23 protein-coding genes are annotated in these 26,399 nt (G+C 62.5%); 15 read left to right on the top strand and 8 right to left on the bottom strand.

Annotated elements, in window-relative coordinates:
* Positions 1-158 precede the first annotated feature (158 nt).
* The gene (locus tag KI237_RS03735; RefSeq protein ID WP_212798855.1) at positions 159-368 is read left to right on the top strand and encodes a DUF2788 domain-containing protein; all 210 of its coding nucleotides are present in this window, start codon (positions 159-161) and stop codon (positions 366-368) included.
* Here the strand turns inward: KI237_RS03735 and KI237_RS03730 are convergent.
* The 4 genes from KI237_RS03730 to KI237_RS03715 form a co-directional block, all read right to left on the bottom strand.
* Entirely contained in the window at positions 363-929 is a 567-nt protein-coding gene (locus tag KI237_RS03730; RefSeq protein ID WP_212800550.1) for a pseudouridine synthase, read from the bottom strand. The two genes, KI237_RS03735 and KI237_RS03730, sit on opposite strands and share 6 nt — an antisense overlap.
* Before the next feature lie 139 nt (positions 930-1,068).
* Positions 1,069-2,568, bottom strand: coding sequence for an AMP nucleosidase (gene amn / locus KI237_RS03725; RefSeq protein ID WP_161796662.1), 1,500 nt, complete (start codon positions 2,566-2,568; stop codon positions 1,069-1,071).
* A gap of 287 nt (positions 2,569-2,855) precedes the next feature.
* Positions 2,856-4,505, bottom strand: a complete 1,650-nt coding sequence (locus KI237_RS03720) for an acyl-CoA dehydrogenase family protein (protein WP_212798854.1) — start codon at positions 4,503-4,505, stop codon at positions 2,856-2,858.
* Positions 4,506-4,576: 71 nt separating this feature from the next.
* Complete coding sequence (locus KI237_RS03715; protein WP_212798853.1) at positions 4,577-6,961, bottom strand: hybrid sensor histidine kinase/response regulator; 2,385 nt, start codon at positions 6,959-6,961, stop codon at positions 4,577-4,579.
* Between the two features lie 368 nt (positions 6,962-7,329).
* Here KI237_RS03715 and KI237_RS03710 point away from each other — a divergent pair, with 368 nt between their 5' ends.
* From KI237_RS03710 to KI237_RS03695, 4 genes are all read left to right on the top strand, one after another.
* Positions 7,330-8,127 carry a hydroxymethylpyrimidine/phosphomethylpyrimidine kinase gene (locus KI237_RS03710; protein ID WP_212798852.1) on the top strand — a complete coding sequence of 266 codons (798 nt, stop codon included), beginning with the start codon at positions 7,330-7,332 and terminating at the stop codon, positions 8,125-8,127.
* 17 nt (positions 8,128-8,144) lie between these two features.
* Positions 8,145-8,771 (top strand): thiamine phosphate synthase, encoded by a 627-nt coding sequence (gene thiE, locus KI237_RS03705; protein WP_058546737.1) that lies wholly within the window; start codon positions 8,145-8,147, stop codon positions 8,769-8,771.
* Positions 8,772-8,800: 29 nt separating this feature from the next.
* A complete protein-coding gene (gene hemL / locus KI237_RS03700; RefSeq protein WP_212798851.1) occupies positions 8,801-10,084 on the top strand; it encodes a glutamate-1-semialdehyde 2,1-aminomutase in 1,284 nt (427 codons plus the stop codon).
* Positions 10,085-10,301: 217 nt separating this feature from the next.
* Complete coding sequence (locus KI237_RS03695; RefSeq protein WP_212798850.1) at positions 10,302-10,856, top strand: tetratricopeptide repeat protein; 555 nt, start codon at positions 10,302-10,304, stop codon at positions 10,854-10,856.
* Between the two features lie 142 nt (positions 10,857-10,998).
* Here KI237_RS03695 and KI237_RS03690 read toward each other — a convergent pair whose 3' ends face one another.
* The gene (locus KI237_RS03690; protein WP_003185742.1) at positions 10,999-11,328 is read right to left on the bottom strand and encodes a DUF1820 family protein; all 330 of its coding nucleotides are present in this window, start codon (positions 11,326-11,328) and stop codon (positions 10,999-11,001) included.
* A gap of 133 nt (positions 11,329-11,461) precedes the next feature.
* On the opposite strand from KI237_RS03690, the gene miaB reads away from it, so the two are divergent.
* The 5 genes from miaB to lnt all read left to right on the top strand — a co-directional run bounded on the left by miaB (position 11,462) and on the right by lnt (position 16,920).
* Positions 11,462-12,790, top strand: a complete 1,329-nt coding sequence (gene miaB / locus KI237_RS03685) for a tRNA (N6-isopentenyl adenosine(37)-C2)-methylthiotransferase MiaB (protein ID WP_212798849.1) — start codon at positions 11,462-11,464, stop codon at positions 12,788-12,790.
* A gap of 237 nt (positions 12,791-13,027) precedes the next feature.
* Positions 13,028-14,038: a PhoH family protein gene (locus tag KI237_RS03680; protein WP_212798848.1), complete on the top strand. Its 1,011-nt coding sequence runs from the start codon at positions 13,028-13,030 to the stop codon at positions 14,036-14,038.
* On the top strand, positions 14,031-14,489 hold the full coding sequence (gene ybeY / locus KI237_RS03675) for an rRNA maturation RNase YbeY (RefSeq protein ID WP_003205868.1): 459 nt from the start codon (positions 14,031-14,033) through the stop codon (positions 14,487-14,489). Before KI237_RS03680 ends, ybeY begins: the two co-directional genes overlap by 8 nt.
* A 40-nt stretch (positions 14,490-14,529) precedes the next feature.
* Complete coding sequence (locus KI237_RS03670; RefSeq protein ID WP_212798847.1) at positions 14,530-15,369, top strand: CorC family transporter; 840 nt, start codon at positions 14,530-14,532, stop codon at positions 15,367-15,369.
* A 27-nt stretch (positions 15,370-15,396) separates the two neighbouring features.
* Positions 15,397-16,920, top strand: a complete 1,524-nt coding sequence (gene lnt, locus KI237_RS03665) for an apolipoprotein N-acyltransferase (protein ID WP_212798846.1) — start codon at positions 15,397-15,399, stop codon at positions 16,918-16,920.
* Positions 16,921-16,968: 48 nt separating this feature from the next.
* Here lnt and KI237_RS03660 read toward each other — a convergent pair whose 3' ends face one another.
* Together KI237_RS03660 and KI237_RS03655 are read right to left on the bottom strand one after the other, a co-directional pair.
* Positions 16,969-17,730, bottom strand: coding sequence for a YdcF family protein (locus KI237_RS03660; protein WP_212798845.1), 762 nt, complete (start codon positions 17,728-17,730; stop codon positions 16,969-16,971).
* Between the two features lie 103 nt (positions 17,731-17,833).
* Complete coding sequence (locus tag KI237_RS03655; protein WP_024618430.1) at positions 17,834-18,154, bottom strand: hypothetical protein; 321 nt, start codon at positions 18,152-18,154, stop codon at positions 17,834-17,836.
* 292 nt (positions 18,155-18,446) lie between these two features.
* Here KI237_RS03655 and leuS point away from each other — a divergent pair, with 292 nt between their 5' ends.
* From leuS to KI237_RS03630, 5 genes are all read left to right on the top strand, one after another.
* Positions 18,447-21,053 (top strand): leucine--tRNA ligase, encoded by a 2,607-nt coding sequence (leuS, locus tag KI237_RS03650; RefSeq protein WP_212798844.1) that lies wholly within the window; start codon positions 18,447-18,449, stop codon positions 21,051-21,053.
* Between the two features lie 90 nt (positions 21,054-21,143).
* Positions 21,144-21,749: an LPS-assembly lipoprotein LptE gene (locus tag KI237_RS03645; protein WP_212798843.1), complete on the top strand. Its 606-nt coding sequence runs from the start codon at positions 21,144-21,146 to the stop codon at positions 21,747-21,749.
* 39 nt (positions 21,750-21,788) lie between these two features.
* Positions 21,789-22,826 carry a DNA polymerase III subunit delta gene (gene holA, locus KI237_RS03640; protein WP_212798842.1) on the top strand — a complete coding sequence of 346 codons (1,038 nt, stop codon included), beginning with the start codon at positions 21,789-21,791 and terminating at the stop codon, positions 22,824-22,826.
* A gap of 178 nt (positions 22,827-23,004) precedes the next feature.
* Positions 23,005-23,169, top strand: coding sequence for an alternative ribosome rescue factor ArfA (arfA, locus tag KI237_RS03635; RefSeq protein ID WP_030140368.1), 165 nt, complete (start codon positions 23,005-23,007; stop codon positions 23,167-23,169).
* A 72-nt stretch (positions 23,170-23,241) separates the two neighbouring features.
* Positions 23,242-24,564: a lytic murein transglycosylase gene (locus KI237_RS03630; protein ID WP_212798841.1), complete on the top strand. Its 1,323-nt coding sequence runs from the start codon at positions 23,242-23,244 to the stop codon at positions 24,562-24,564.
* A gap of 130 nt (positions 24,565-24,694) precedes the next feature.
* Here KI237_RS03630 and KI237_RS03625 read toward each other — a convergent pair whose 3' ends face one another.
* On the bottom strand, positions 24,695-25,570 hold the full coding sequence (locus KI237_RS03625) for a S66 peptidase family protein (protein ID WP_249410691.1): 876 nt from the start codon (positions 25,568-25,570) through the stop codon (positions 24,695-24,697).
* Positions 25,571-26,399: the final 829 nt, after the last annotated feature.

The following is a 26,399-nucleotide window of genomic DNA, read 5'->3' as shown; positions in this document are numbered from 1 at the left end:
CGATTAACCAAAGCAATTGTGGGAGCGAGCCTGCTCGCGATGGCGCCAGCCCAGCCGATGAATAGCTGCGACACACCGCCGCAGGTCAATGCCGCGCCCGCGTCTCATGCCTTATACTCGCCGCGCCTTTTCAACCCCGCCCACGCCGGAGTGTCCTGATGGATCCTGCTGTTTTCGAAGAGTGGATGATGACCGGCCTGGTCAGCCTCCTGATCATTTTCATGGGTTTCATCGTCTGGGACCTGGCGAAGAAGTCCAAGGCCGGACGTTTTGGCTCGTTCATCCTGTTTTTCGTGCTGGGACTTGGCGTGGCCGCGTTCGTCATCAAGAGCGTGGTAATCGGCCTGATCGAATCCGGGACGTTATAAACGCGCCGGCACTTCTTTCCACTGGCCCTGATCGAGCCCTTCGATCGTCCAGTCGCCGATCTTGACCCGCACCAGGCGTAGCGTCGGCAAGCCTACCGCGGCCGTCATGCGGCGTACCTGGCGGTTGCGCCCTTCGCGTATCACCAGCTCCAGCCAACTCGTGGGCACGCTTTTACGAAAACGTACTGGCGGGTTGCGCGCCCACAGTTGCGGCTCATCCAATGAGCGTGCCTCGGCCGGCAGGGTCATGCCATCGTTCAACTCCACCCCATCGCGCAATCGCTGCAACTGTTCGGCACTCGGCTCGCCCTCCACCTGCACCCAATAGGTCTTGGCCAGCTTGTGCTTGGGGTCGGCAATACGCGCCTGCAACTGCCCGTCGTTGGTGAGCAACAGCAAGCCTTCGCTGTCGCGATCCAGCCGTCCGGCCGGGTAGATGCCCGGTACGTCGATAAAATCCTTGAGCGTCGCCCGCCCTTCACCGTCACTGAACTGCGTCAGTACATCAAAGGGTTTGTTGAACAGGATCAGCTTCGGCTCGGCCGGCGGGGCCTTGGCCACACGGCGCGGCGCGGCGGCTGGAAGCTTCGCGCCAGAACGGCGGGAAGCAGGGCGTGGAGGACGGGGCATGGCGAACACAACATCTAACGGTCAGGGCCGACCATGCTAGTGGCCCGACCGTTAAATAACCACCATCGGATCAGCGGAACGGCGGCTCATCGAAGCTGCGCAGCTTGCGCGAATGCAACGAGTTGAGTTCGGTGCGCAGCAGGTCCAACGCCTCGATGCCGATCTTCAGGTGCTGGTTGACCGCGCGTTCATAGAACGCGTTGGCCGAGCCCGGCAGCTTGATCTCGCTGTGCAACGGTTTGTCCGAAACACAAAGCAACGTGCCGTAAGGCACCCGCAGGCGATAACCCTGGGCGGCGATGGTGCCGCTTTCCATGTCCACCGCCACCGCGCGGGACAGGTTGATCAGCGGACGCTCCTGGGCCCAGCGCAGTTCCCAGTTGCGGTCGTCGTAAGTCAGCACGGTGCCGGTGCGCAGGCGCTTTTTCAGCTCGTCGCCCTTTTCCCCGGTGATGTTCGCCGCCGCCTGTTGAAGTGCCATCTGCACTTCGGCCAGGGCCGGAATCGGAATGTTCGGCGGCACCACCCGGTCGAGGATGCCATCGCGGCGCATGTAGGCGTGGGCCAGCACGTAGTCACCGATGGTCTGGGACTGCCGCAGCCCGCCGCAGTGGCCGATCATCAGCCAGCAATGCGGGCGCAGCACGGCCAGGTGATCGGTGATGTTCTTGGCATTGGAGGGGCCGACACCGATGTTCACCAGGGTCACGCCATGGCCATCATTGGTCTGCAGGTGATAGGCCGGCATCTGGTAGCGGTGCCAGACCACACCGGCGGCAATGGCCGACGCTTCGCTGTGCTCCATGTTCTTGTCGATGATCACGTTGCCCGGCAGGACCATGCGCACAAAGCGCGGGTCGCTGCGCAGTTGCTCCAGGCCATGGACGATGAACTGGTCGACATAGCGATGGTAGTTGGTCAGCAGGATCCACGGCTGCACATGGCGCCAGTCGCTGCCGGTGTAGTGCACCAGCCGGCGCAGGGAAAAATCCACCCGCGCGGCGTCGAACAGCGCAAGGGGCAGCGGGTCGGTGTTTTCCCAGTCATAGAGGCCGTCGGCAATGCCATCGGTGGCGGCCGACAGGTCGGTGCTGGGGAAAACCCGCGCCAGCACGGCGGCGGTCACGCCGGAGCCGGCCAGTTCATCGCCCTGCTCCACCACGTACGGGTACGGAATGTTCTGCTCGCTGACGCCCACTTCCACGGTGACGGTAAAGTCGTGCATCAGCGGGACCAGCTGTTCCAGCAGGTATTTACGGAAGGCGGCGGGGTGAGTGACGGTGACGCTGTAGGTGCCGGGTAACTGGACCTTGGCATAGGCTCGCGTGGTTTGCGGGACTTCACCGTGGCAGTGATAGGTCAGCCGCAAGGCGGGATAGCGAAACAACGCACGCTGCTCGGCATCCGGCTCGACGCGGTCCTTGAGATAACGCATCAGCGCCTGGTTCAACGCGGTGGTCGCACGCTCGTGCAGGGCCGCCAGACGGTCCACGGCTTGTTCGGCGGTTTGAACGACAATAAACGCTTCGGTCACGATCAGCTTCCTGTGTTCTGACTTGCAGGCCTTCATCTTGCCTGCATCGCCGCCCGACGGGAACAGTGGCGTAATGACCGAGCCTCCATAAAGCCTCTGTGGGAGCGAGCTTGCTCGCGATAGCGGAGTGTCAGTCACCACAAATGTTGGATAGGCCGACACCATCGCGAGCAAGGCTCGATGACGTACTCAGATGTCGCATACAACTCAGATCCCCTGTGGGAGCGAGCTTGCTCGCGATAGCGGAGTGCCAGTCATCACAAATGTTGGATGGGCCGGCGCCATCGCGAGCAAGCTCGCTCCCACAGGGGGTAGTGTTGTTTCTAAAAGCCGTGAGGGGTGGAGCGCGTCACGATCGCCTCGACGTTCAAGCCCCGAGGCAAGGCACCGTACACCCGGCCGGTCGAACCCAGGCGACTGGCGATGAAGGCGTCACTGATGTCGCTGTTACCTGCCTCGAGCAACAGCTTGGCTTGCAGGCCCACGGCGATGTCTTCGGTCAATTGCCGGGCGCGGTACTGGCTATCGTCGGTGTCCTTGAACGCGGCGTGCAATTGGTGGATGTGGCCGGCCAGGCGCTTGTCGCCGTGGCCGTCGCCCAACTCGCTGAACAAGACCTCCAGCACGCCGGGCTCCTTGGACAAGGCGCGCAGCACATCCAGGCATTGCACGTTGCCGGAGCCTTCCCACGTCGAGTTGACCGGCGCTTCGCGGTACAGGCGCGGCAGGATGCTGTCTTCGACGTAGCCGGCACCGCCCATACATTCGGCGGCTTCGTTGATCATCGCGGGGGCGCGCTTGCAGATCCAGTACTTGCCCACCGCCGTCACCAACCGGGCGAACTTGGCCTCATGCTCGTCACTCAAGTGATCCAGCGCCCGGCCCATGCGTAGGCTCAAGGCCAATGCGGACTCGCTTTCCAGCGCCAGGTCAGCCAGGACGTTTTGCATCAGCGGCTGTTCACTCAACAACTTGCCACCGACCTTGCGGTGCGCACAGTGATGGCTGGCCTGGGTCAGCGCCTGGCGCATCAGGGCACTGGAGCCGACCATGCAATCAAAGCGGGTCATGGCGACCATCTCGATGATCGTCGGCACGCCTCGGCCCTCTTCACCGACCATCCAGGCCAGTGCGCCACGGAACTCGACTTCGCTGGAGGCGTTGGAACAGTTGCCCAGCTTGTTCTTCAGCCGTTGGATGTAGAACTGATTGCGGGTGTCGTCGGGGCGATGGCGCGGCAGCAGGAAACAGGTCAGGCCTTTGTCGGTCTGGGCCAACGTGAGGAAGGCGTCGCACATCGGCGCCGAACAGAACCATTTGTGGCCCACCAACTCATAGGCCTGGCCAGGGCCGCTAACGCCCACCGGATAGGCCTTGGTGGTGTTGGCCCGCACATCGGTGCCGCCCTGTTTTTCGGTCATCGCCATGCCCAGGGTCACCCCGGCCTTGTGGGCTATGCCGACGTTGCGCGGGTCGTACTCGGTGGCCAGCACCTTGGGTACCCAGCGCTCGGCCAAGTCTGGCTGCAAGCGCAGTGCCGGCACGCTGGCGAAGGTCATGGTCAGGGGGCAGCCAGTGCCGGCCTCGGCCTGGCTGTGCAAATAGGTCATCGACGCCCGGGCGACATGCGCACCGGGTTGCGGATGCGCCCAGGGCAAACTGGGCAGGCCGTGCTCGACGGCGGTGCGCATCAACTGGTGATAAGCCGGATGGAACTCCACCAGGTCGATGCGATGGCCGTAACGGTCATGGCTGGAGAACACCGGTTTGTTCTGGTTCGCCAGGAAGCCCGCTTCCATCAATGGCCCGCCGGCCAGCGCCCCATACGCATCGATCCGCGCCTGTGCCCAGCCCGCCCCAAAGCGCTGCGACCACTGCTGCAGCGGCAGGTCGATGCGGTACAGGTTGGCGCCATCCAGGGACGGCGGCTGATTGGTGACGTCGTGGGTTTCAGCGAACTGGTGCAGGTTCATGACAGGGCTCCTCGATCGGCCAGGGATTCAGTTAAGCACCGCCTCCAGGCTGAACAAAGTGTCATATACGCCTAAATATCGGCGCTTTCACCGTGCCTTGGGCAAAGCACACGGCGCTGGAGCATCGCCTGCAGCGCCTCGAATTTCACCGGTTTGCTCAGGTAATCGATCAGCGCGCCCGAGGGGCAGCACTCCTGGCCCACGTTCGGACTGACCACCAGCACCGGCAACTCCTCGCAGCCGGCAAACGTGTGGATCTGGCAGCAGAGCGACACACCGTCCAGCGGCGGCGACTGGCAATCGAGCAGCACCGCATCAAAGCGCTCGCTTTGCAGCAGATCCAGCGCGGCGCGGCCACTGTCGGCGGTGCGCACCCGATAACCGAGTTTGAGCAACATGCCACGCATGACCAACTGATCGATGCTGTTGTCATCGGCCAGTAGCACCGTGCAGTCCTGCGGCAGGCGCGAACCCTGGCGGCCACCGAAGGAAAACGGCGTCGGGACCGCCGCTGGCAAGGCAAGGCCGAACTCCACGTCCAACTGAAAACGGCTGCCACGACCGGGCTCGGAGGTGTGGGTCAGACGCCCACCCAGCAGTTCCACCAGTTGCCGACAGATAGCCAGCCCCACGCCGAGGCCGCCGTATTCGCGGGTCATTGAGCCGTCGAGTTGGAAGAAGCGCTGGTACAAGGTCGCTTCCCCCAGGTCGGTAAAACCGATTCCGGTGTCGATGACGGCAAAGGACAGCACCAGCCGATCAAGCGCCGTCGGCCTGCCGCTGACTCGCAAGGCCAGGCCGCCGACCCGGGTGAACTTGATCGCGTTGTCCAGCAGGCATTCCAGGCTCTGGGCCAGCTTGCAGCTGTCGCCGAGCAAGCGGTCCGCCAGGCCCGGGGCCACGTCGACCTTGAAATCCAGGCCCTTGGCCGCCGCATTGGCGCCGAACTGCACCTGCAGCGCATCGACCACCCCACGCAGGCTGAACGGTGCCGGATAGACCTTGAGCTTGCCGGCCTGCAACTCGGTCAGGGTGAGGATGCCGTTGACCATGCGCATCATCTCCCGCGCCGAACCGGCGGCGGTCTGTTGATACTGGGTCAGTTCCTCGTCCATCTCGACGGTTTCCATCAGCTCAAGGGAACCGATCACGCCATTCATCGGCGTGCGCAGTTCATGCGTCAGGGTGGCGAGGAATTCATCCTTGAGCTTGTTGCCGTGGGCCAGTTGCTGGTTGAGCACTTCAAGTTTCTGCCCGGCGTCCAGGAGGGTCTGGGCCTGCTGCTCGCGCATGGCATTGATGCGGTCGGCCAGGGCCAGGGACAACAGCGCCACTTCGATGGCCGAGCCGATCTGGCTGGCGTACATGGTCAGGAAGACGTTCGGCAGGTAACCGAGCACCATCAACGTGTTGACGATGCCCCCCAGCAGAAACGCCGACCAGGCAATGATGAAATAACGCGCCACCCGCAGGCCGCGCCACCAGGCAAACAGCCCGGCGGCAAAGATCGCCACCGTGAACAGCAGCGCCAACACCGTCGCCAGGCGCAGCGCCAGAGCATAACTGGTCATCAGCGACAGGCCGACCACCACGGCGCTGTAGGCGATCAGCGCCAGCAGCGAGCGGTCCAGCCAACGGCTGTGCTGGGCGGTTTGCAGGAAGCTGCGGGCAAACTGGCTGCCAAACAGCCCCGCGCAGCCAATGAAGAACGGCGTCGCGGCGTTGGCCCACCAGGGGTTGTCCGGCCAGAAGTACTCCACGGCGGCGCCGTTGACCGACAACTGATACAGGCCGAACGAAGCAATGTAGAAGATGTAATAGAGGTAGCTGGTATCGCGCACGCTCAAGTAGATGAACAGGTTGTAGACCAGCATCCCCAGCAGCACACCATAAATGATCCCCAGCACATACAGGCGCACCGGCTGTTGTTCGAGGTACGCGGTGCTCGACCACAGCGTCAGCGGCGCCTGGATCGAACCCTGGCTTTGCAGGCGCAGGTAGAGGGTCTGCTGTTGTTCGGGTTTGAAAGCCAGGCTGAACAGGTAATTGTTCTGGCGGATCTCGCGGCTGGTGAACGGCAACGCATCACCGGTCTGGCGAACCAGGCGATAGGCCCCCGCCGCATCGGGCAAATACAAGTCGAGGTGGTCCAGCGGCGGGTACGCCAGCTCCAGCAGCCAGGTGCGCTGGGCGTCCGGATTGGCGGGACGGTAGTGCAGGTCGATTTTCAACCAGAAGGCTGACCGCGAATAACCAGCGTTCAGCGTGGCTTGGTCGTGGGGTTTGAAAGCACCCGCGCCAGCCTGGGCCAGGACATCGTCAATAGAGGCCGTGCCGCCCGCATCTTCGAACACTTGCAGGGCATGGCCCAAGGGCAGGTTTTGGGTGAATTCATCGAATTCGAGCGCACTTGCCAGAGGGGACAAGCACAGCAACAACATCAGCAAATAGCGCATTTAAGCCCCAGCGCGGCCTGTCCGGTTGAGTCAGGAAGCCCCCCATTCCCTGAGTAGACGTAAAACCGGCATTACCTGTTATGAGTTGGATCCATCTCTAGCATAGCCGCTGATGGCCAATTTTCACCATTGAAATCTTTCCTACAGAGGGCTCTAGAACGGGCGTTTCAGCGCCAGGCATTGAGATAGAGCTGTTGCTTTGATCAACTTGCGAAATGCCCGGGAGCCAAACTCATTTGTTTGGGCCCGAACAGGATTCCGTGGCGAGGGGATAAATCCCCTCGCCACAAGAAATTCCTCTACCACACAAGTTTTCCTCTGGTGCAGGCGTGCGCTGAGCGAAGGGTTTGGTGGTAAGCTCGCGCACCATGAATATCTACAGCTCTCGCCCCGTTGTCCTCTGTCTCTCCGGCCACGACCCCAGTGGTGGCGCCGGTTTGCAGGCAGATATCGAAGCCCTGCTCGCCCAGGGTTGTCATGCCGCCCCGGCCGTTACCGCACTGACCGTGCAAGACACGGTGAACGTGAGCGATTTCCGCGTGCTCGATCGCGAGTGGGTCCTGGCGCAAGCCAATGCCGTGCTCGGTGATTCCGAAGTCGCGGCGGTCAAGCTGGGGATGCTTGGCTCACTGGAAATGGTCGACACGGTGGTCGAACTGCTCCAGGCGCACCCGCACCTACCGATGGTCTGCGACCCGGTGCTGCGCGCCGGCGGTGGCGGGCGCCTGGGCAAGGATGAGGTTGGCTACGCCATGCGCGAACGCCTGCTGCCCCTGGCAATCATCGCCACCCCCAACCTGCCTGAAGCACGCATCCTCGCCGAACTACCCGAGGGCAGCGCCGACGAGTGCGCGGAAAAACTGCTGCCCTTCGTCAAACACCTGTTGATCACCGGTGGTCACGGCGACGAACATGAAGTCCATAATCGCCTGTACAGCCGCGATGGCCGGCGCGAAACCTTTACCTACCAGCGCCTGCCCGGCAGTTACCACGGTTCCGGCTGCACCCTGGCCAGCGCCCTGGCCGGTCGGCTGGCCCAGGGCGAACAGCTCGCCAGCGCCGTCAAGACGGCGCTGGATTACACCTGGCGCACCTTGCGCGATGCCGAACAACTGGGCAAAGGCCAGTTCGTGCCGCGTCGCCTGCCGCTGGATTTCTGCTCGTAGCACCGGAGGCCTGTGGAATGAAATTACGTGGCCTTTACGCCATCACCGATAGCCAATTGCTGGCCGGCAAGTTCCTCGCTTATGTAGAAGCGGCGCTGGAAGGTGGCGTCACCCTGCTGCAATACCGCGACAAAAGCAGCGACGAGGCCCGCCGCCTGCGGGAAGCCGAAGCACTGCGCAACCTGTGCGAACGCTACAAGACCCAGTTGATCATCAACGACGACGCCGAGCTGGCCGCACGCCTGGGCGTCGGCGTGCACCTGGGCCAGACCGATGGCCCATTGGCGCCAGTGCGGGCACTGCTCGGGCACAAGGCGATCGTCGGTGCCACCTGCCACGCCAGCCTGGCACTGGCCGAACAGGCCGCCAGCGAAGGCGCCAGTTATGTCGCGTTCGGGCGTTTCTTCAATTCCAACACCAAGCCCGGCGCCCCCAGCGCAAACCTTGAACTGCTCGAACAGGCGCACCTCAAACTGCATATCCCGGTGTGCGCCATTGGCGGCATCACCCTGGACAACGCCGCCCCGTTGGTGGCCCACGGGGTCGACCTGCTGGCGGTGGTCCACGGCCTGTTCGGCGCCGACAGCACCACTGAAGTGACGCGCCGTGCCCGCGCCTTCAATGAGCTGCTGCAGATCAAATAGTCCATTTTTCCGTTTTCGAGAGCCCTACCATGTCCCGTTCCGAAACCCTGTTTGCCAATGCCCAGAAACACATCCCCGGCGGCGTGAACTCGCCCGTTCGGGCGTTCAAGAGCGTCGGCGGCACCCCGCTGTTCTTCAAGCACGCCGAAGGCGCGTACGTCACCGACGAAGACGACAAGCGCTATGTGGATTACGTCGGTTCCTGGGGCCCGATGATCCTCGGCCACAGCCATCCGGACGTACTGGATGCGGTGCGCAAGCAACTGGTACACGGCCTGTCCTACGGCGCCCCGACCGCGATGGAAACCGAGATGGCCGACCTGGTCTGCTCGATCGTGCCGTCGATGGAAATGGTACGCATGGTCAGCTCCGGCACCGAAGCGACCATGAGCGCGATCCGCCTGGCGCGCGGTTTCACCGGTCGCGACAGCATCATCAAGTTCGAAGGCTGCTACCACGGCCATTCCGACAGCCTGCTGGTCAAGGCCGGTTCCGGCGCACTGACCCAGGGCGTGCCGAGCTCGGCCGGCGTACCGGCAGCGTTCGCCAAACACACCCTGACCCTGCCGTTCAACGACCTCGAAGCGGTCGAGCAGATGCTCGGCGAAGTCGGCCAGGAAGTGGCGTGCATCATCGTCGAGCCCGTGGCCGGCAACATGAACTGCGTGCCGCCGGCACCGGGTTTCCTCGAAGGCCTGCGCAGCCTGTGCGACCAGCATGGCGTGGTGTTGATTTTCGATGAAGTGATGACGGGTTTCCGCGTGGCCCTCGGCGGCGCCCAGGCCCACTACGGCGTCACGCCGGACCTGAGCACCTTCGGCAAGATCATCGGCGGCGGCATGCCGGTGGGCTGCTTCGGCGGCAAGCGCAAGATCATGGAATGCATCGCGCCGCTGGGCCCGGTCTACCAGGCCGGCACCTTGTCGGGCAACCCACTGGCCATGGCCGCCGGCCTGACCACGCTGCGCCTGATCAGCCGCCCGGGCTTCCACGCCGAACTGAGCGACTACACCACCCGCCTGCTCGACGGCTTGCAGGTTCGCGCTGACGCGGCAGGCATTCCCTTCGTGACCACCCAGGCCGGCGGCATGTTCGGCCTGTATTTCAGTGGTGCCGATGACATCGTCACCTTCGAAGACGTGATGGCCAGCGATGCCGACCGCTTCAAGCGCTTCTTCCACCTGATGCTCGACGGCGGCGTGTACCTGGCCCCGAGCGCATTCGAAGCCGGCTTCACTTCCATCGCCCATGGCGAGACTGAGCTGAAGATCACCCTCGATGCCGCCGAGCGGGCCTTTGCTGCGCTGAAGTAAGCCTGTGGATAACTGACGCTGGCTGAAGCTGGCGTCAGTAATTGCCGACAAGCTCCCGCCCTTTTCCTACGTATTTATGCCCGAAGCAGCTATTAGCATTCCCTCGCAGCAGAAAAACGAGTAAAGACTTTGTAAGGATGGCCCTGCTTATTTCATAATGCGCGCTTATTGGATCCCCCGGAGGGTCCGCGCGCCCCTCAGAGGTAAGTCGATTCCCATGAACCGCACCGGCCGCACCCTTGCCTTGGGCTGCCTGTTGCTCCTTCAGCCGCTGCTGGCGAATGCCCAGCCAGGCGGTAACTCGTTGTTGATCCCGGCGCTGGGCCGTTGCACGCTCAATACCCAGCCACAAGATCTCGCACCGGCACTCGACGCCTGTCAAAAAGCGGCGGACGCAGGCGATGCACAAGCACAATACGAGTTGGGCGAGTTCTACTACGAAGGCAAGGCTGCGCCGCGCGACCTCAAGCAAGCCCTCGACTATTTCGAAAAAGCCTCGCTGCAAGGCCATGCCCAGGCGCAATTCAAGCTCGGCGGCATGTTCTTCCATGGCGAAGGCGTACCCGCCAACAATGTCCAGGCCTACATCGTGCTGAAGATGGCGGCGGTCAACGGCGCCGAAGAAGCCCTGGACACCGCCGACGAAGTCGCCGAGCAGATGCCCCGTGACGAGCTGGAAGTGGCCACCCAGGTGCTGGGACAGATCTTTCGCAAATACCTGATGGAACTGCAGAACGCCGACGGGCGTACGCCCTTCTCGCCGTTGCCCTGATTATTGCTTCGGCCTTGAAGGCCTCATCGCGAGCAAGCTCGCTCCCACAGTCGACTCCCGGCAGACACAAGATTCGTGTACACCAGCAATCCCCTGGTGGGAGCGAGCTTGCTCGCGATTGGGAACAACTCGGTCTTGGGCCTTACTTCTCAGGCATAGGCATCGGAAACGGCATCACATTGCCGACCGCGCCGCGGGCTTCGCTGATTTTCGGGGTGCCCAGGCGTTCGACTTCGTCGATGCGCACGATCGAATGCATCGGCACGAAGCTGCGCACCACGCCTTCGAACTGCGCCTTGAGCTTTTCCTCGCTCGGGTCGACGACCACTTGCGTACGCTCGCCAAAGACGAATTCTTCCACTTCCAGGAAACCCCACAGATCACTTTGATAGATCTGCTTGGCGTACATTTCGAACACCTGGCCCTGGTTGAGGAAAATCACCTTGTAGATTGGAGCTTCACGTTTGGTCATGGCTGGCGAAACACATCGGCGGGTAAAAATGAGGGCGCGAACTATAGCATAGCCACTGCTCGCACAGCGGTAGGAACCCAGAGACTTGTTCCCTATAATGCGCGGTTCTTTGAATCACGTGATGATCCCGTCCATGGCCAAGAAGCTTTACATCGAAACCCACGGTTGCCAGATGAACGAGTACGACAGCTCGCGCATGGTCGATCTGCTGGGTGAACACCAGGCCCTGGAAGTCACCGCCCGCGCTGAAGACGCGGACGTGATCCTGCTCAACACCTGCTCGATTCGCGAACGCGCCCAGGACCGGGTGTATTCCCAGCTCGGCCGCTGGCGCGAACTGAAGTTGGCCAACCCGGAAATGGTCATCGCCGTGGGCGGTTGCGTGGCCAGCCAGGAAGGCGCGGCCATTCGTGATCGCGCGCCGTACGTGGACGTGGTCTTCGGCCCGCAGACCTTGCACCGCCTGCCGGAGATGATCGATGCGGCGCGCAGCACCAAGCTGCCGCAAGTGGACGTCTCGTTCCCGGAAATCGAAAAATTCGACCACCTGCCCGAACCGCGCATCGACGGCCCAAGTGCCTACGTGTCGGTGATGGAAGGTTGCAGCAAATACTGCACGTTCTGCGTGGTGCCCTACACCCGCGGCGAAGAAGTCAGCCGGCCGTTCGACGACGTGATCGCCGAAATCATCCACCTGGCGGAACACGGCGTGCGCGAAGTGACCCTGCTGGGGCAGAACGTCAACGGCTATCGTGGCCTGACCCATGACGGGCGCCTGGCGGACCTCGCCGAACTGATCCGCGTCGTGGCGGCAGTGGATGGCATCGACCGCATCCGCTACACCACGTCTCATCCGCTGGAGTTCTCCGACAGCCTGATCCAGGCCCACGCCGAAGTCCCGGAACTGGTCAAGCACCTGCACCTGCCGGTGCAATCGGGCTCCGACCGGATCCTTGCCGCCATGAAACGCAACCACACGGCGCTGGAGTACAAATCCAAGCTGCGCAAGTTGCGCGCGGCAGTGCCGGGGATCTGCATCAGCTCGGACTTTATCGTCGGTTTCCCCGGTGAAACCGAGAAAGACTTCCAGCAGACCATGAAGCTGATCGAAGACGTGGGCTTCGACTTCTCCTATTCCTTCGTCTACAGCCAGCGCCCCGGCACCCCGGCGGCCGATCTGGCGGACGACACCCCTGAAGAGCTGAAAAAGGAACGGCTCAACGCCTTGCAGCACCGTCTGAACCAGCAAGGCTTCGAGATCAGCCGACAAATGGTCGGCTCCGTCCAGCGGATCCTGGTGACCGATTACTCGAAAAAAGACCCCGGCGAATTGCAGGGACGCACGGAAAACAACCGCATCGTCAACTTCCGCTGCGACACTCCGGCCCTGATCGGCCAGTTCGCCGACGTGCACATCGACGCCGCGCAACCGCACTCCCTGCGCGGTTCGCTGGTCCAGTAACCTGCTCAAAAGCACCACTGCCTGTGAAAGCAAGACCAGTGGGAGTAAGGCTTGCCCGCGATGGAAGCACCGCAATCTTACTGAAGACCGCGGCGCCTTGATCGCGGGCAAGCCTTGCTCCCACAGGGGGTGTGCCAACCCTGTCATCAGATTCGCCTGTTTAAGAGCTTTCGCACCCAGCCTACTGGCGTTATCCTTGATTTCACCTTAATTGCCCTTGGGCGGCTAAAAACGACCTTGAACGCACCCATCGAACCACATCGCTTTATTCTCGAGCCCTTTGAGGCTCGCCGCTTCGCCAATCTGTGCGGGCAATTCGACGAGCACCTGCGCTTGATCGAACAGCGCCTGGCCATCGAGATCCGCAACCGCGGAAACCAGTTCGAACTGATTGGCGAACCCAAGCACACCACCTCCGCGGAAAACCTGCTGCGCCGTCTCTATCGGGAAACCAAGGGGAGCGAGCTGTCGCCGGATACGGTCCACCTGTTCTTGCAGGAGTCGGCTGTCGAAGAACTCGACAACCACGCCCCGTCGGAACCTGCCGTGGCCCTGCGCACGAAAAAAGGCATGATTCGCCCTCGCGGCTTGAATCAGCAGCGCTACGTGAAGGAAATCCTGGGCAACGACATCAACTTCGGCATCGGCCCGGCCGGTACCGGCAAGACCTACCTGGCCGTAGCCTGCGCCGTCGATGCACTGGAACGCGAACAGGTGCGGCGCATCCTGCTGGTGCGACCGGCGGTCGAAGCGGGTGAGAAACTCGGCTTCCTGCCCGGCGACCTGGCCCAGAAGATCGACCCGTACCTGCGCCCGCTCTATGACGCGCTGTATGAAATGCTCGGCTTCGAATACGTCGCCAAGCTGATCGAGCGCCAGGTCATCGAGGTCGCGCCGCTGGCCTACATGCGCGGTCGTACGCTGAACAACAGCTTCATCATCCTCGACGAAAGCCAGAACACCACGGTCGAGCAGATGAAAATGTTCCTGACCCGCATCGGCTTCGGCTCCACCGCCGTCATCACCGGGGACATCACCCAGGTCGACCTGCCCCGTGGCACCAAGTCCGGGCTGAACCATGTGATCCAGGTCCTCAAGGACGTGCCAGGCATCAGCTTCACGCACTTCATGCCCAAGGACGTCGTGCGCCATCCGTTGGTGCAGCGCATTGTCGAAGCCTACGAGCGCTTCGAGAATCGCGAGGCTGACGATGCGGCCGAAAGCAAAGGCACTCGCCACAATGCTTGAACTCGACCTGCAAGTGGCCTGCGAACACGCCGCTCCCAGCGAAGCCCAGTTCCGCCAATGGTGCGAACTGGCCCTGCGCCAGCGCAGCGCCGACTCGGAGCTGACGATCCGCCTGGTGGACGAACCCGAAGGCCGTGAACTGAACCACACCTGGCGGCAGAAAGACTACGCCACCAACGTGCTGTCGTTTCCCGCCGATGTGCCCGACGAACTGCTCGACATCCCACTGCTGGGCGACCTGGTGATCTGCGTCCCGGTGGTGGAGCGTGAAGCGGCGGAACAGGACAAGACCCCTGAGGCCCATTGGGCCCATCTGGTGATTCACGGCTGCTTGCATCTACTGGGTTACGACCATATAGAAGATGACGAAGCCGAAGAAATGGAAGCGCTGGAACGAACGTTGCTTGCAGAGCTGGGTCACCCCGACCCCTACGCCGGCGACGAACACTGATACATCAACCTGTAACGACAAAGGATTCAGAGTAATCGCTATGAGCGAAGATCGATCGAGCAACGGGCAGAAGTCATGGCTGGGCAAGCTCACCCAGGCTTTTGCCCATGAGCCGAAGAACCGCCAGGAGCTGCTGGAGCTGCTGCGCGACGCACACCAGAACAAACTGCTGGACAGCGAAGCGCTGGCCATCGTCGAAGGCGCCATCCAGGTCGCTGACCTGCAAGTCCGGGACATCATGGTCCCGCGCTCGCAGATGGTCAGCATCAAGGCGACCCAGACCCCCCGCGAATTTTTGCCCGCCGTGGTCGACTCCGCTCACTCGCGCTACCCGGTCGTCGGCGAAAGCCATGACGACGTCATGGGCGTGCTGCTGGCCAAGGACCTGCTGCCGCTGATCCTTCAGGAAAACGGCGACAGCTTCAACATCAAGGACCTGTTGCGCCCGGCCACCTTCGTGCCCGAGTCCAAGCGCCTGAACGTGCTGCTGCGTGAATTTCGCGCCAACCACAACCACATGGCCATCGTCATCGACGAATACGGCGGCGTGGCCGGCCTGGTCACCATCGAAGACGTGCTCGAGCAGATCGTCGGCGACATCGAGGACGAGCACGACGTCGAGGAAGACAGCTACATCAAGCCGCTGCCCAGCGGCGACTTCCTGATCAAGGCCCTGACGCCGATCGAGAACTTCAACGAATTCTTCGACAGCCAATTCTCCGACGATGAGTTCGACACCGTCGGCGGCCTGGTGATGAGTGCTTTCGGGCACCTGCCCAAGCGCAACGAAACCACGGAAATCGGCTCCTGGCGCTTCCGCATCCTGAACGCCGACAGCCGTCGGATTCACCTGCTGCGCCTGACACCCATTGCCCGATAACCCCTGCGAGACCCGCTAAGGAAACACATGCGCTGGATAAACCGCCCCGGCTGGCCCGGTAACCTGCTGGCCGTGGCGGCCGGCGCGATCACCACCCTGGCCCTGGCACCGTTCGACCTCTGGCCGCTGGCATTGCTGGCGGTCGGCTTGTTCTATGCCGGGCTGCGCGAGCTGTCGCCGCGCCAAGCCCTGGGCCGTGGCTGGTGTTTCGGCTTTGGCCTGTTCGGTGCCGGCACCAGTTGGATCTACGTCAGCATCCATAACTTCGGCGGCGCCTCGGTGCTGCTTGCCGGGCTGCTGATGCTGCTGTTCATCGCCGCCATCGCCTGGTTCTTCGCCCTGCCCGCCTGGCTCTGGGCGCGTTGGCTACGCCGCAACGAGGCGCCGCTGGCCGATGCCCTGGCATTCGCCGCGCTGTGGTTGGGCCAGGAAGCCTTCCGCGGCTGGTTCCTTACCGGGTTCCCGTGGCTGTATTCCGGTTACAGCCAACTTGACGGCCCGCTGGCCGGCCTCGCGCCGCTGGGCGGGATGTGGCTGATTTCCTTCACCCTGGCCCTGACCGCCGCGTTGCTGTACAACGCGCGCCGACTGATCGGCACCGGCCGCAAGGGCTTCATCGCGGCCGGCGTGGTGTTGCTGGCCGGCCCCTGGGTGGCCGGCATGGCCCTCAAGGGCCATGCCTGGACGAGCCCTTCGGGTGACCCGCTGAGCGTTGCGGCGATCCAGGGCAACATCGAACAAAGCATGAAATGGGACCCGGAACAGCTCAACGCGCAATTGGCGCTGTACCGCGACATGAGCTTTGCGTCCAAGCGCGTCGACCTGTTGATCTGGCCGGAAACCGCGGTGCCGGTGCTCAAGGAATCTGCCCAGGGTTACCTGGACATGATGGGCAGCTTCGCCGCCGAGCGGCATTCGGCGCTGATCACCGGCGTGCCGATTCGCCAACTGGTACGCCACGAGAAGCGCTATTTCAACGGCATCACCGTCACCGGCGAAGGCGACGGTACCTACCTGAAGCAGAAACTCGTGCCATTCGGCGAATACGTACCGCTACAGGACATCCTGCGCGGCCTGATCGCCTTCTTCGACCTGCCCATGTCGGACTTCGCCCGGGGCCCGGCCGACCAGCCGCTGCTGCAAGCCAAGGGTTACCAGATCGCGCCGTTCATCTGCTATGAAGTGGTCTACCCGGAATTCGCCGCCGGCTTGTCAGCGCGCAGCGACCTGTTGCTGACCATCAGCAACGACACCTGGTTCGGCACCTCGATCGGCCCATTGCAACACCTGCAAATGGCCCAGATGCGCGCCTTGGAAGCCGGCCGCTGGATGATCCGCGCCACCAACAACGGCGTCACCGGCCTGATCAACCCCTTCGGCCAGATCACCGCACAGATCCCGCAATTCGAGCGCGGCATCCTGTACGGCGAAGTGGTGCCGATGCACGAGCTGACGCCGTACCTGCATTGGCGCTCGTGGCCGCTGATCATCTTGTGCGTATTGCTGCTGGGCTGGGCGTTGATGGCGAGCCGGATGGCCAAGACCGTTTGACTCGTTCCCCCTGTGAATGAAAAACCTTGTGGCGTTCACCCTGATCATTCAGCGATAGAACAACCAATACCCCACCAGCCCCACCGCCTCATTCATCAACTGCCCGGATTGCCAGATCGACTTGAACTCCGGCATCCAGCCGCCCAGTGGCCGGGCGTTGTCCTGCCCCAGGAAACCCACCGGCGCCGGCACCACTTCAAACCCCGCGTGCTCGAAACTCCAGACCGACCGCGGCATGTGCCAGGCCTGGGTGACCACCACGACCCGCTTGATGCCTTCCGGCAACAGGATCTCAGCGCTCATCTGGGCGTTTTCCCAGGTGGTGCGGCTACGTCCTTCCTGCCAGCGCACGTTGACGCCGGAATCCTCCAGCATCGAGTCGGCCATCAACTTGGCCTCGCTGGGTGGGGTGCCGTAATGCAAGCCGCCGGTGGTCAACACGGGCAAGCCCGACGCCTTGGCCAGCCGCGCCGCATAACGCTGGCGCTCAAGGCCGACACCCGTGGGCTGATCGGCGCCCCAGGCCAGGTCACCGCGCTCGCGACCGGAACCCAGCACCACGATGGCGTCGGCACGCTGGGCCAGGGTCGCCCATTCACTGCGCAGCAGCGGCGGCTCACGCTCCAATGCCCTGGCGCTCCACTGCACCACCACCGGCAGGCTCATCAACCAGAAACCGCCCAGGCCCACGGCGAAACACAGCCGGGCCAGGCGCGGCCGAGAATGGCGCCACCACCAGGCGAGCGCCAACAGCAGCAAAAGAATGCCGGGCGGCAATAGAAGTTGTTTGATGAAATAGCGAAACGGCATCGGGCATCTCCATAGATGCCCGAAGCCTAAGGGGGTTGACGCAAAGCGACAACAGATTCGAAAAAGCCCTGAACCAAAAAAAGCGACACGCGTGAATCCGGCTTTACTTGAACTGCAGCGACCGGACCTTTACAGCATCCTTGTCAGGCGTCCGGTCCTTGAGCCACACAACCTTGGCCGAACGGGGCGCATCGAGACGCTTGAGTACCTGGGCCCCACTGGTGGGGGGTTGGTGTCCGGCCTGTTCGAGGTAAGCCTTGACCAGTTCGAACTCCGCGGGGCTCAAGCCTCGCAGTTCCAGCTCTACCGGGCGTTCATCACGCAAGCGACCGGCGGTTCTTGCAGCGTCCAGGGCCACCCCGAGACGATCGATCAGTTTTTCGTACAACTCAGGTGTAGCGACTTTTCGTTGTGATTCAACCATCCCTCACCTCATTGAAGATAAGACTCACTCCCCATTGAGAAGCTTAGCTTCGCTGGGCAAACCGGCAGGGCGCCGCGACCAACGGCCCTGAATGCCGGTCATCGCCGATGGTAAGCAAGGGTTTGGAGACAATCAGGGTTTCCCTCGGCAGAGCGCGGTCATGTATGCTACGGCGCTTCCTGTAACTCCACTTCCAGCTTGGCTGGGCATCGAAAACGCCGCATTCGGCGTCGTCTGCGTCCAGCATGGCAACGAAGAGGATTGGGCCACCCCATTCAGTACAAAAGTAGCCATGCACGAACACTACCAGCCCCGTGAAATCGAAGCCGCCGCCCAGTCGTTCTGGGACGAGCAAAAGTCCTTTGAAGTCAGTGAACAGCCAGGCAAGGAGACGTACTACTGCCTGTCGATGTTCCCTTACCCCAGCGGCAAGCTACACATGGGGCACGTGCGCAACTACACCATCGGCGACGTGATCTCCCGCTACCAGCGCATGCAAGGCAAGAACGTCCTGCAACCCATGGGTTGGGACGCCTTCGGCATGCCGGCGGAAAACGCCGCGATGAAGAACAACGTGGCCCCCGCCAAGTGGACCTACGAAAACATCGCCTACATGAAGAGCCAGCTGCGCAGCCTGGGCCTGGCGGTGGACTGGTCTCGCGAAGTGACCACCTGCAAGCCCGACTACTACCGCTGGGAACAATGGCTGTTCACCCGCCTGTTCGAAAAAGGCGTGATCTACCGCAAGAACGGCACCGTGAACTGGGACCCGGTGGACCAGACCGTACTGGCCAACGAGCAAGTGATCGACGGTCGCGGCTGGCGTTCCGGCGCGCTGATCGAAAAGCGCGAAATCCCGATGTACTACTTCAAGATCACCGCCTACGCGGATGAACTCCTGGAGAGCCTCGACGAGCTGACCGGCTGGCCCGAGCAGGTCAAGACCATGCAGCGCAACTGGATCGGCAAGTCCCGGGGCATGGAAGTGCAGTTCCCCTACGACGTCGCCTCCATTGGCGAAGCCGGCGCCCTGAAGGTCTTCACCACCCGTCCAGACACGCTGATGGGCGCCACCTATGTGGCCGTGGCGGCCGAACACCCGCTGGCGACCCTGGCTGCCCGCAACAACCCGGAACTGCAAGCGTTCATCGCCGAATGCAAGGGCGGTAGCGTCGCCGAAGCCGACGTCGCCACCCAAGAGAAGAAAGGCCTGCCGACTTCGCTGTTCGTCGAGCACCCGCTCACCGGCGAAAAACTCCCGGTATGGGTCGCCAACTACGTGCTGATGCACTACGGCGACGGCGCGGTCATGGCCGTGCCAGCCCACGACGAGCGTGATTTCGAATTCGCCCACAAGTACAACCTGCCCGTCAAAGCCGTGGTGCGCACCAGCGCCGGCGACCAGACCCCGGCTCCGTGGCAGGACGCCTATGGCGAGCACGGCGAACTGATCAACTCCGGCGAGTTCAACGGCCTGGATTTCCCCGGCGCGTTCGATGCCATCGAAGTCGCCCTGATCAAGAAGAACCTCGGCGCCTCGCGCACCCAGTTCCGTCTGCGGGACTGGGGTATCAGCCGCCAGCGCTACTGGGGCTGCCCGATCCCGATCGTGCATTGCGACACCTGCGGTGACGTACCGGTGTCGGAAGATCAACTGCCCGTGGTCCTGCCGGAAGACGTCGTACCCGACGGCGCCGGTTCGCCTTTGGCGCGCATGCCCGAGTTCTATGAGTGCAGCTGCCCGAAATGCGGCGCACCGGCCAAGCGTGAAACCGACACCATGGACACCTTCGTCGAGTCGTCCTGGTACTACGCCCGCTATGCCTCGCCGCACTATCAAGGCGGCCTGGTGGAAAAATCCGCGGCTGACCACTGGTTGCCAGTGGACCAGTACATCGGTGGCATCGAACACGCCATTCTCCACCTGCTCTACGCGCGCTTCTTCCACAAGCTGATGCGTGACGAAGGCCTGGTGAGCTCCAACGAGCCCTTCAAGAACCTGCTGACCCAAGGCATGGTGATCGCCGAAACGTACTATCGCCGCGAAGCCAACGGTGCCTACACCTGGTTCAACCCGAGCGACGTCGAGCTCGAACGCGACAGCAAAGCCAAGGTCATCAGCGCCAAGCTGATCGCCGACGGCCTGCCGGTGGAAATCGGCGGCACCGAGAAAATGGCCAAGTCGAAGAACAACGGCGTCGACCCACAGTCGATGATCGACCAGTTCGGCGCAGACACCTGCCGCCTGTTCATGATGTTCGCCTCGCCACCTGACATGAGCGCAGAGTGGTCCGATTCGGGCGTCGAGGGTTCGCACCGTTTCCTCAAGCGCGTCTGGCGCCTGGCGCAAGCCCACGTCACCCAGGGCCTGCCGGGCAAACTGGACGTCACCGGCCTGAACGACGAGCAGAAAGCCATTCGCCGCTCGATCCACCTGGCCATCAAGCAGGCCAGCCATGACGTCGGCCAGAACCACAAATTCAACACCGCCATCGCCCAGGTGATGACGTTGATGAACGTGCTGGAAAAAGCCGCACAAGGCACCGAACAGGATCGCGCGCTGGTTCACGAAGGCCTGGAGGCCGTGACGTTGCTGCTCGCGCCGATCACCCCACACATCAGCCACGAGCTGTGGAATCGCCTGGGTCACGCCGACCCGGTGATTGACGCCCGCTGGCCGGTGGTGGACGAAACCGCGCTGGTGCAGGACAGCCTGACCCTGGTCATCCAGGTCAACGGCAAGTTGCGCGGCCAGATCGAAATGCCGGCCGCCGCCACGCGCGAAGAAGTCGAAGCCGCTGCGCGGGCCAACGAAAACGTGCTGCGCTTCGTCGATGGCCTGACGATTCGCAAAGTGATCGTCGTACCCGGCAAGCTGGTCAACATCGTCGCAAGCTAATTGGATCGGGCGCGAGGCTTGAGCCTGGCGCCGAATACAACCTGCGGGGTCGCATGGTCGACCCCCATAGGGTTCAAGGGGAGCAACAAGATGATCAAACGTAATCTGCTGGTAGTGGGCCTGGCGGTCCTGTTGAGCGCCTGCGGCTTCCAACTGCGCGGCACCGGCACCACCGAGCTGGCGATCAAGGAACTGGATCTCAGCGCACGGGACGCCTATGGCGAAACCGTGAAAATGCTGCGCAACACCTTGGAAAACAGCGGTGTGAAAGTCTACACCGGGGCGCCGTACAAGCTGGTACTGACCCGTGAACAGCAAAGCCAGCGCAGCCTGAGCTATGCCGGTGCCGGTCGTTCCGCCGAGTACGAGCTCAATAACGAGCTGAGCTATGAGATCCGCGGCCAGAACAACCTGGTGCTGATAGACGACAAACTGCAAGTGCAGAAGGTCTACCTGCACGACGGCAACAACATTACCGGTTCCGACCAGGAGTCCATCGAAGTGCGCGGCGAAATGCGTCGTGAACTCGTACAGCGCATGATGCTGCGCCTGCAACAGCTGAGCCCGGCCCAACTGGAGCAGTTGCAACAGACCGCCAACGCCAAGGCCAAAGCCGAAGCCGATGCGCTGGAAGCAGCACGCAAGGCTGAAGCGGAAACCCCGCAGCAGTCGCCGATGCAAATCCCGGCTGAATAAGCCTTGCGGGGCGCTCCGGCGCCCCGCTCGCCTTCTCTTATGAAGCTCGCCCCTGCCCAACTCGGTAAACACCTGCAAGGTGCCCTCGCGCCGGTCTACATCATCAGTGGCGATGACCCGCTGCTGTGCCAGGAAGCCGCCGACGCCATCCGCGCTGCTGCGCGCCAGCAAGGCTTCGACGAACGCCAGGTATTCGCCGCCGACGCCAGTTTCGACTGGGGCACGCTGCTGCAAGCCGGCGCGAGCATGTCGTTGTTCGCCGAGAAACGCCTGCTGGAACTGCGTTTGCCGTCTGGCAAACCCGGTGACAAGGGCGCCGCTGCGCTGATCGAATATTGCTCACGGCCCGCCGAAGACACCGTGCTGCTCATCAGCTTGCCGAAACTCGATGGCAGCGCGCAAAAGACCAAATGGGGCAAGGCCCTGGTCGAAGGCCAGCAGACCCAGTTCGTGCAGATCTGGCCGGTGGATGTCAGCCAGTTGCCCAGTTGGATCCGCCAGCGCCTGTCTCAAGCCGGCCTCTCGGCCAACCAGGACGCAGTGGAGCTGATTGCCGCCCGGGTCGAAGGCAACCTGCTGGCCGCCGCCCAGGAAATCGAAAAGCTCAAGCTGATGGCCGAGGGCGGGCAGATCACCGTGGAAACGGTGCAGGCTGCCGTGGCCGACAGTGCACGCTTCGATGTCTTCGGGCTGACCGACGCGATCCTCAACGGCGAGGCCGCCCATGCCCTGCGCATGCTCGAAGGCCTGCGGGGCGAAGGCGTCGAGCCGCCGGTGATCCTCTGGGCCCTGGCCCGGGAATTGCGCCTGCTGGCCAACCTGTCCCTGCAGTACAGCCAGGGCGTGCCGCTGGACAAGGCCTTCAGCCAGGCCCGCCCACCCGTCTGGGACAAACGCAAACCGCTGATGAGCAAGGCCCTGCAACGCTATTCCGCATCGCGCTGGGCGCAATTGCTGCTCGAAGCCCAGCGCATCGATGCGCAGATCAAGGGCCAGGCCGCCGGCTCACCGTGGATGAGCCTCAGTCGGTTGTCGCTGTTGATGGCGGGCCAGCGGTTGGCGTTGCCAGCGGAATAAAAGATCGCAGCCTTCGGCAGCTCCTACAATGGAAATGCATACTTCTGTAGGAGCTGCCGAAGGCTGCGATCTTTTCCGCTCTTGATCCCACAAATATCGCCTCCATTTACCCTATGGACAGCCCCCCAACTCTGCCCCATCATTTACCCCGCAAAACCACCCCACGAGAGATCCGATCATGAGCAAAAAGCCATCCAGGCATGGCCCCAACAAGGCCAAGTCCATCGTCGCCCAGCCCCTGTTCCGCAGCCGCCAGGAACGACCCGCCAAGGGCAAAGGCAGCTACCGCCGCGAAGCCTTCCAGTCTGACAACTGGGAGGCTTCTTGCTTTCTGGCCGCTTGAAACACCAGGACAAGCCCTACGCCCCTTTCGCATGTTAAGGTCAGCACCTGATTTGTATTTCTGGACCCGTGCATGCCCTTCTGTCTTTCCCATCGTTGGCCACTGCGCCAAATGATTGTTGCCGCAAGCGTTGCCCTGCTTGTCGCCTGCGCCGAAAAACCTACTGCCGCCGACGCCCAACCGCTCCAGACAGCCCCCGCCGTGACCGCTCCAGCCATCGTGCCGCCGCTGGTGCCGACCGGTGAAGACCTGGCCATAGCGCCCACCCAGACCTTCGCTGAATGGCAGGCCGGGTTTCGCAAGGAGGCACTGGCTGCGGGGATCCGTGGCGACCTGTTCGACCGTGCGTTTGTCGGCGTCAGCCCGGACATGAGCGTGATCAAGGCCGATCGCAGCCAGCCGGAATTCACTCGCCCCGTGTGGGAATACCTCGATGGCGCGCTGTCGCCACTGCGGGTCAACAAAGGCAAGAGCCTGATCCAACAGAACGCCCAGGTCCTGCAAAGCATCGAACAGCGCTATGGCGTCGATCGCGAGGCGCTGGTGGCGGTGTGGGGCATGGAGAGCAACTTCGGCCAGTTCCAAGGCAGCAAGTCGGTGATCAACTCCCTGGCGACGCTGGCCTACGAAGGACGGCGCCCGGGTTTTGCCCATGCGCAACTGATCGCCGCGCTGCAAATCCTGCAACAGGGCGACATCACGCCGGAAAAAATGCTCGGCTCCTGGGCCGGCGCCATGGGCCAGACCCAGTTCATTCCCACCACGTACAACACCCATGCGGTGGATTTCGACGGCGACGGTCGCCGCGACATCTGGGGCAGCTCCACCGACGCCCTGGCCTCGACCGCCCACTACCTGCAAAGCTCCGGCTGGCAACGTGGCCAGCCATGGGGGTTCGAAGTCGATCTCCCTGAGGGCTTCGACTACACTCTGGCCGATGGCACGATCCGCAAGCCTGTTGCTGAATGGGAGCGACTGGGTGTTTCAGAATATGGCGGCCTGCCAATAACCCCGGATGACAAACAGCTCTCGGCGTCCCTGCTGCTGCCGGCCGGCCATCGCGGCCCAGCGTTCCTGATCTTCGATAACTTCCGCGCCATCCTCAAGTACAACAACTCGTCGTCCTATGCCTTGGCGGTTGGGTTGTTGTCAAAGCGCTTTACCGACGGCGGGCTGGTCTACGGCCAATGGCCCAAGGAGGACCTGCCCCTGAGCCGCAGCGAACGCATCGAGCTGCAAACCCTGTTGGGCAAGCACAACTACGACGCGGGCAACCCTGACGGTATCATCGGCGCCAACACTCGCAAGGCCATCCGCAGCGCCCAGCAGTCGTTCGGCTGGCCGGCGGATGGGTATCCGACGCAACAGTTGCTGGAGGCGTTGCGTAGTCGCTGAATTGCCGTATGGCCGCTGACGCCATCGCGAGCAAGCTCGCTCCCACACTAGACCGTGTTTACCTGAAGGAATGCGATCACCCTGTGGGAGCGAGCCTGCTCGCGATGACTGACTATCAGGCAACAAAAATCTAGCGACTGATCACCACATCCTGCTCCAACACCAACCGCTTCTCCCCCGCATCCAGCGTCACCAGCGCCCCCATGGGCAAGGTCAGGTTCGGATCGCAGTGCCCGCTGCGCCAGCCAGACAGCACCGGGATGCGCAACGGTTCGAAGGTCTGCTTGAGCAAGCGGTTCAACGCCTCGACGTCGACCCCGGCCACATCGCCCACCAGTACACCGCGCAACTTTGCCAACGTGCCGGCCAGCCTCAACTGGGTCAACAGCCGGTCAATGCGGTACAGCGGTTCGTTGACGTCTTCGATGAACAGGATTACCCCGTCGGCGTCGATCTGATAAGGCGTGCCCATGGTCGCGGCAATGATCGACAGGTTGCCGCCCAGCAGACGCCCGTGGGCGATGCCCGGCTCGACGGTGGTCAGTGGGTAGGCGGCGGGATGGTCCAACGCGCTGCCGGCCTTCGACTGTCCACGCAGCAGGCTGAAGAACGAGGTGACGGTTGGGGGTTCCTTGTCGCCTAGCAGGTCGGCGTTGAGCAGCGGCCCGTGGAAGGTCACGAAGCCTGCGTAACGGCTGATGGCCAGGTGCAGGGCGGTGATGTCGCTGTAGCCGACGAATGGCTTGGGGTTGCGGCGCAGGAGTTCGAAATCGATGCGGTCCAGCAGGCGCGGTGTGCCGTAGCCACCGCGCAGGCAGATGATCGCGCTTACTTCTGGGTCGGCGAAAGCGGCGTGCAGGTCGTTGAGCCTTACTTCGTCGTTGCCGGCCAGGTAACCGTCCTTTTCGTAGACGCCTGGGAATATTCGCAGTTCATGGCCCCTTGCGCGCATCCATTGGATGGCTTTTTCCGTGTCCAGCGGGGCGGGGCCGGCGGGGGCGATCACTCCGATCAGGCCTTCGGGGGGAGTGCTGGGACGGAGTGATGGGGGGTTAGGGCCATGGGTTTCCCGGGCTGTCGCTTGCTTGGTGTGTATATCCGTTTTTTGTGTAACGGCTGCTTATGGTTCCGCTCTTACAGCGGGTCACTTTTGGAAGAGCGCCAAAAGTAACCAAAAACGCTTTGCCCCACCACTCGGTGCCTCGCTCAGGCTCGGCATGCCCGAACGCAGGCATTGCTCCGTGGGCCCGCCGCGAAGGGCCATCCATGGCCCAGCGCGGCTATCCCGGCATCCATGCCGGGATGCCCACTGCGCAATGCCTGCGTTCGGCCAGCGTGGTTTAACGGGGCGTCCAGATCAAGATCCAAAGCAAAGCAAAGCAAGAGCGGGGGCATGTCCAGTATCTATGTGGCTGCACTACCGCTATCGCGAGCAAGCTCGCTCCCACATTGGAGCTTCAGCAGACAAAAAATCCATATACACCGCCCCCACACTGAATCTTCACAGACACAAAATCCATATACACCGCCCCCACACTGAATCTTCACAGACACAAAACCCACATACACCGCAAAACCTGTGGGAGCGAGCTTGCTCGCGATGAGGCCAGTAGGCTCAACATCCATGTATCCGAACCACCGCCATCGCGAGCAAGCTCGCTCCCACAGGAGAAATGCGATCTCACCAAGAGCCAGGTCGGCTATAAGGCCGCCTCGTAGAGGACGTTGATCTCAGGCGCCCCGTTAACCACGATGGCTGAACGCAGGCATTGGTTCGTGGGCAACCCGGCATGGATGCCGGGTTAGCCGCGCTGGGCCATGGATGGCCCTTCGCG

Source organism: Pseudomonas sp. St316 (genome assembly GCF_018325905.1).
In the GTDB taxonomy this organism is placed as follows: Bacteria; Pseudomonadota; Gammaproteobacteria; order Pseudomonadales; family Pseudomonadaceae; genus Aquipseudomonas.
This window is presented reverse-complemented; position numbering and strand designations above follow the sequence as displayed.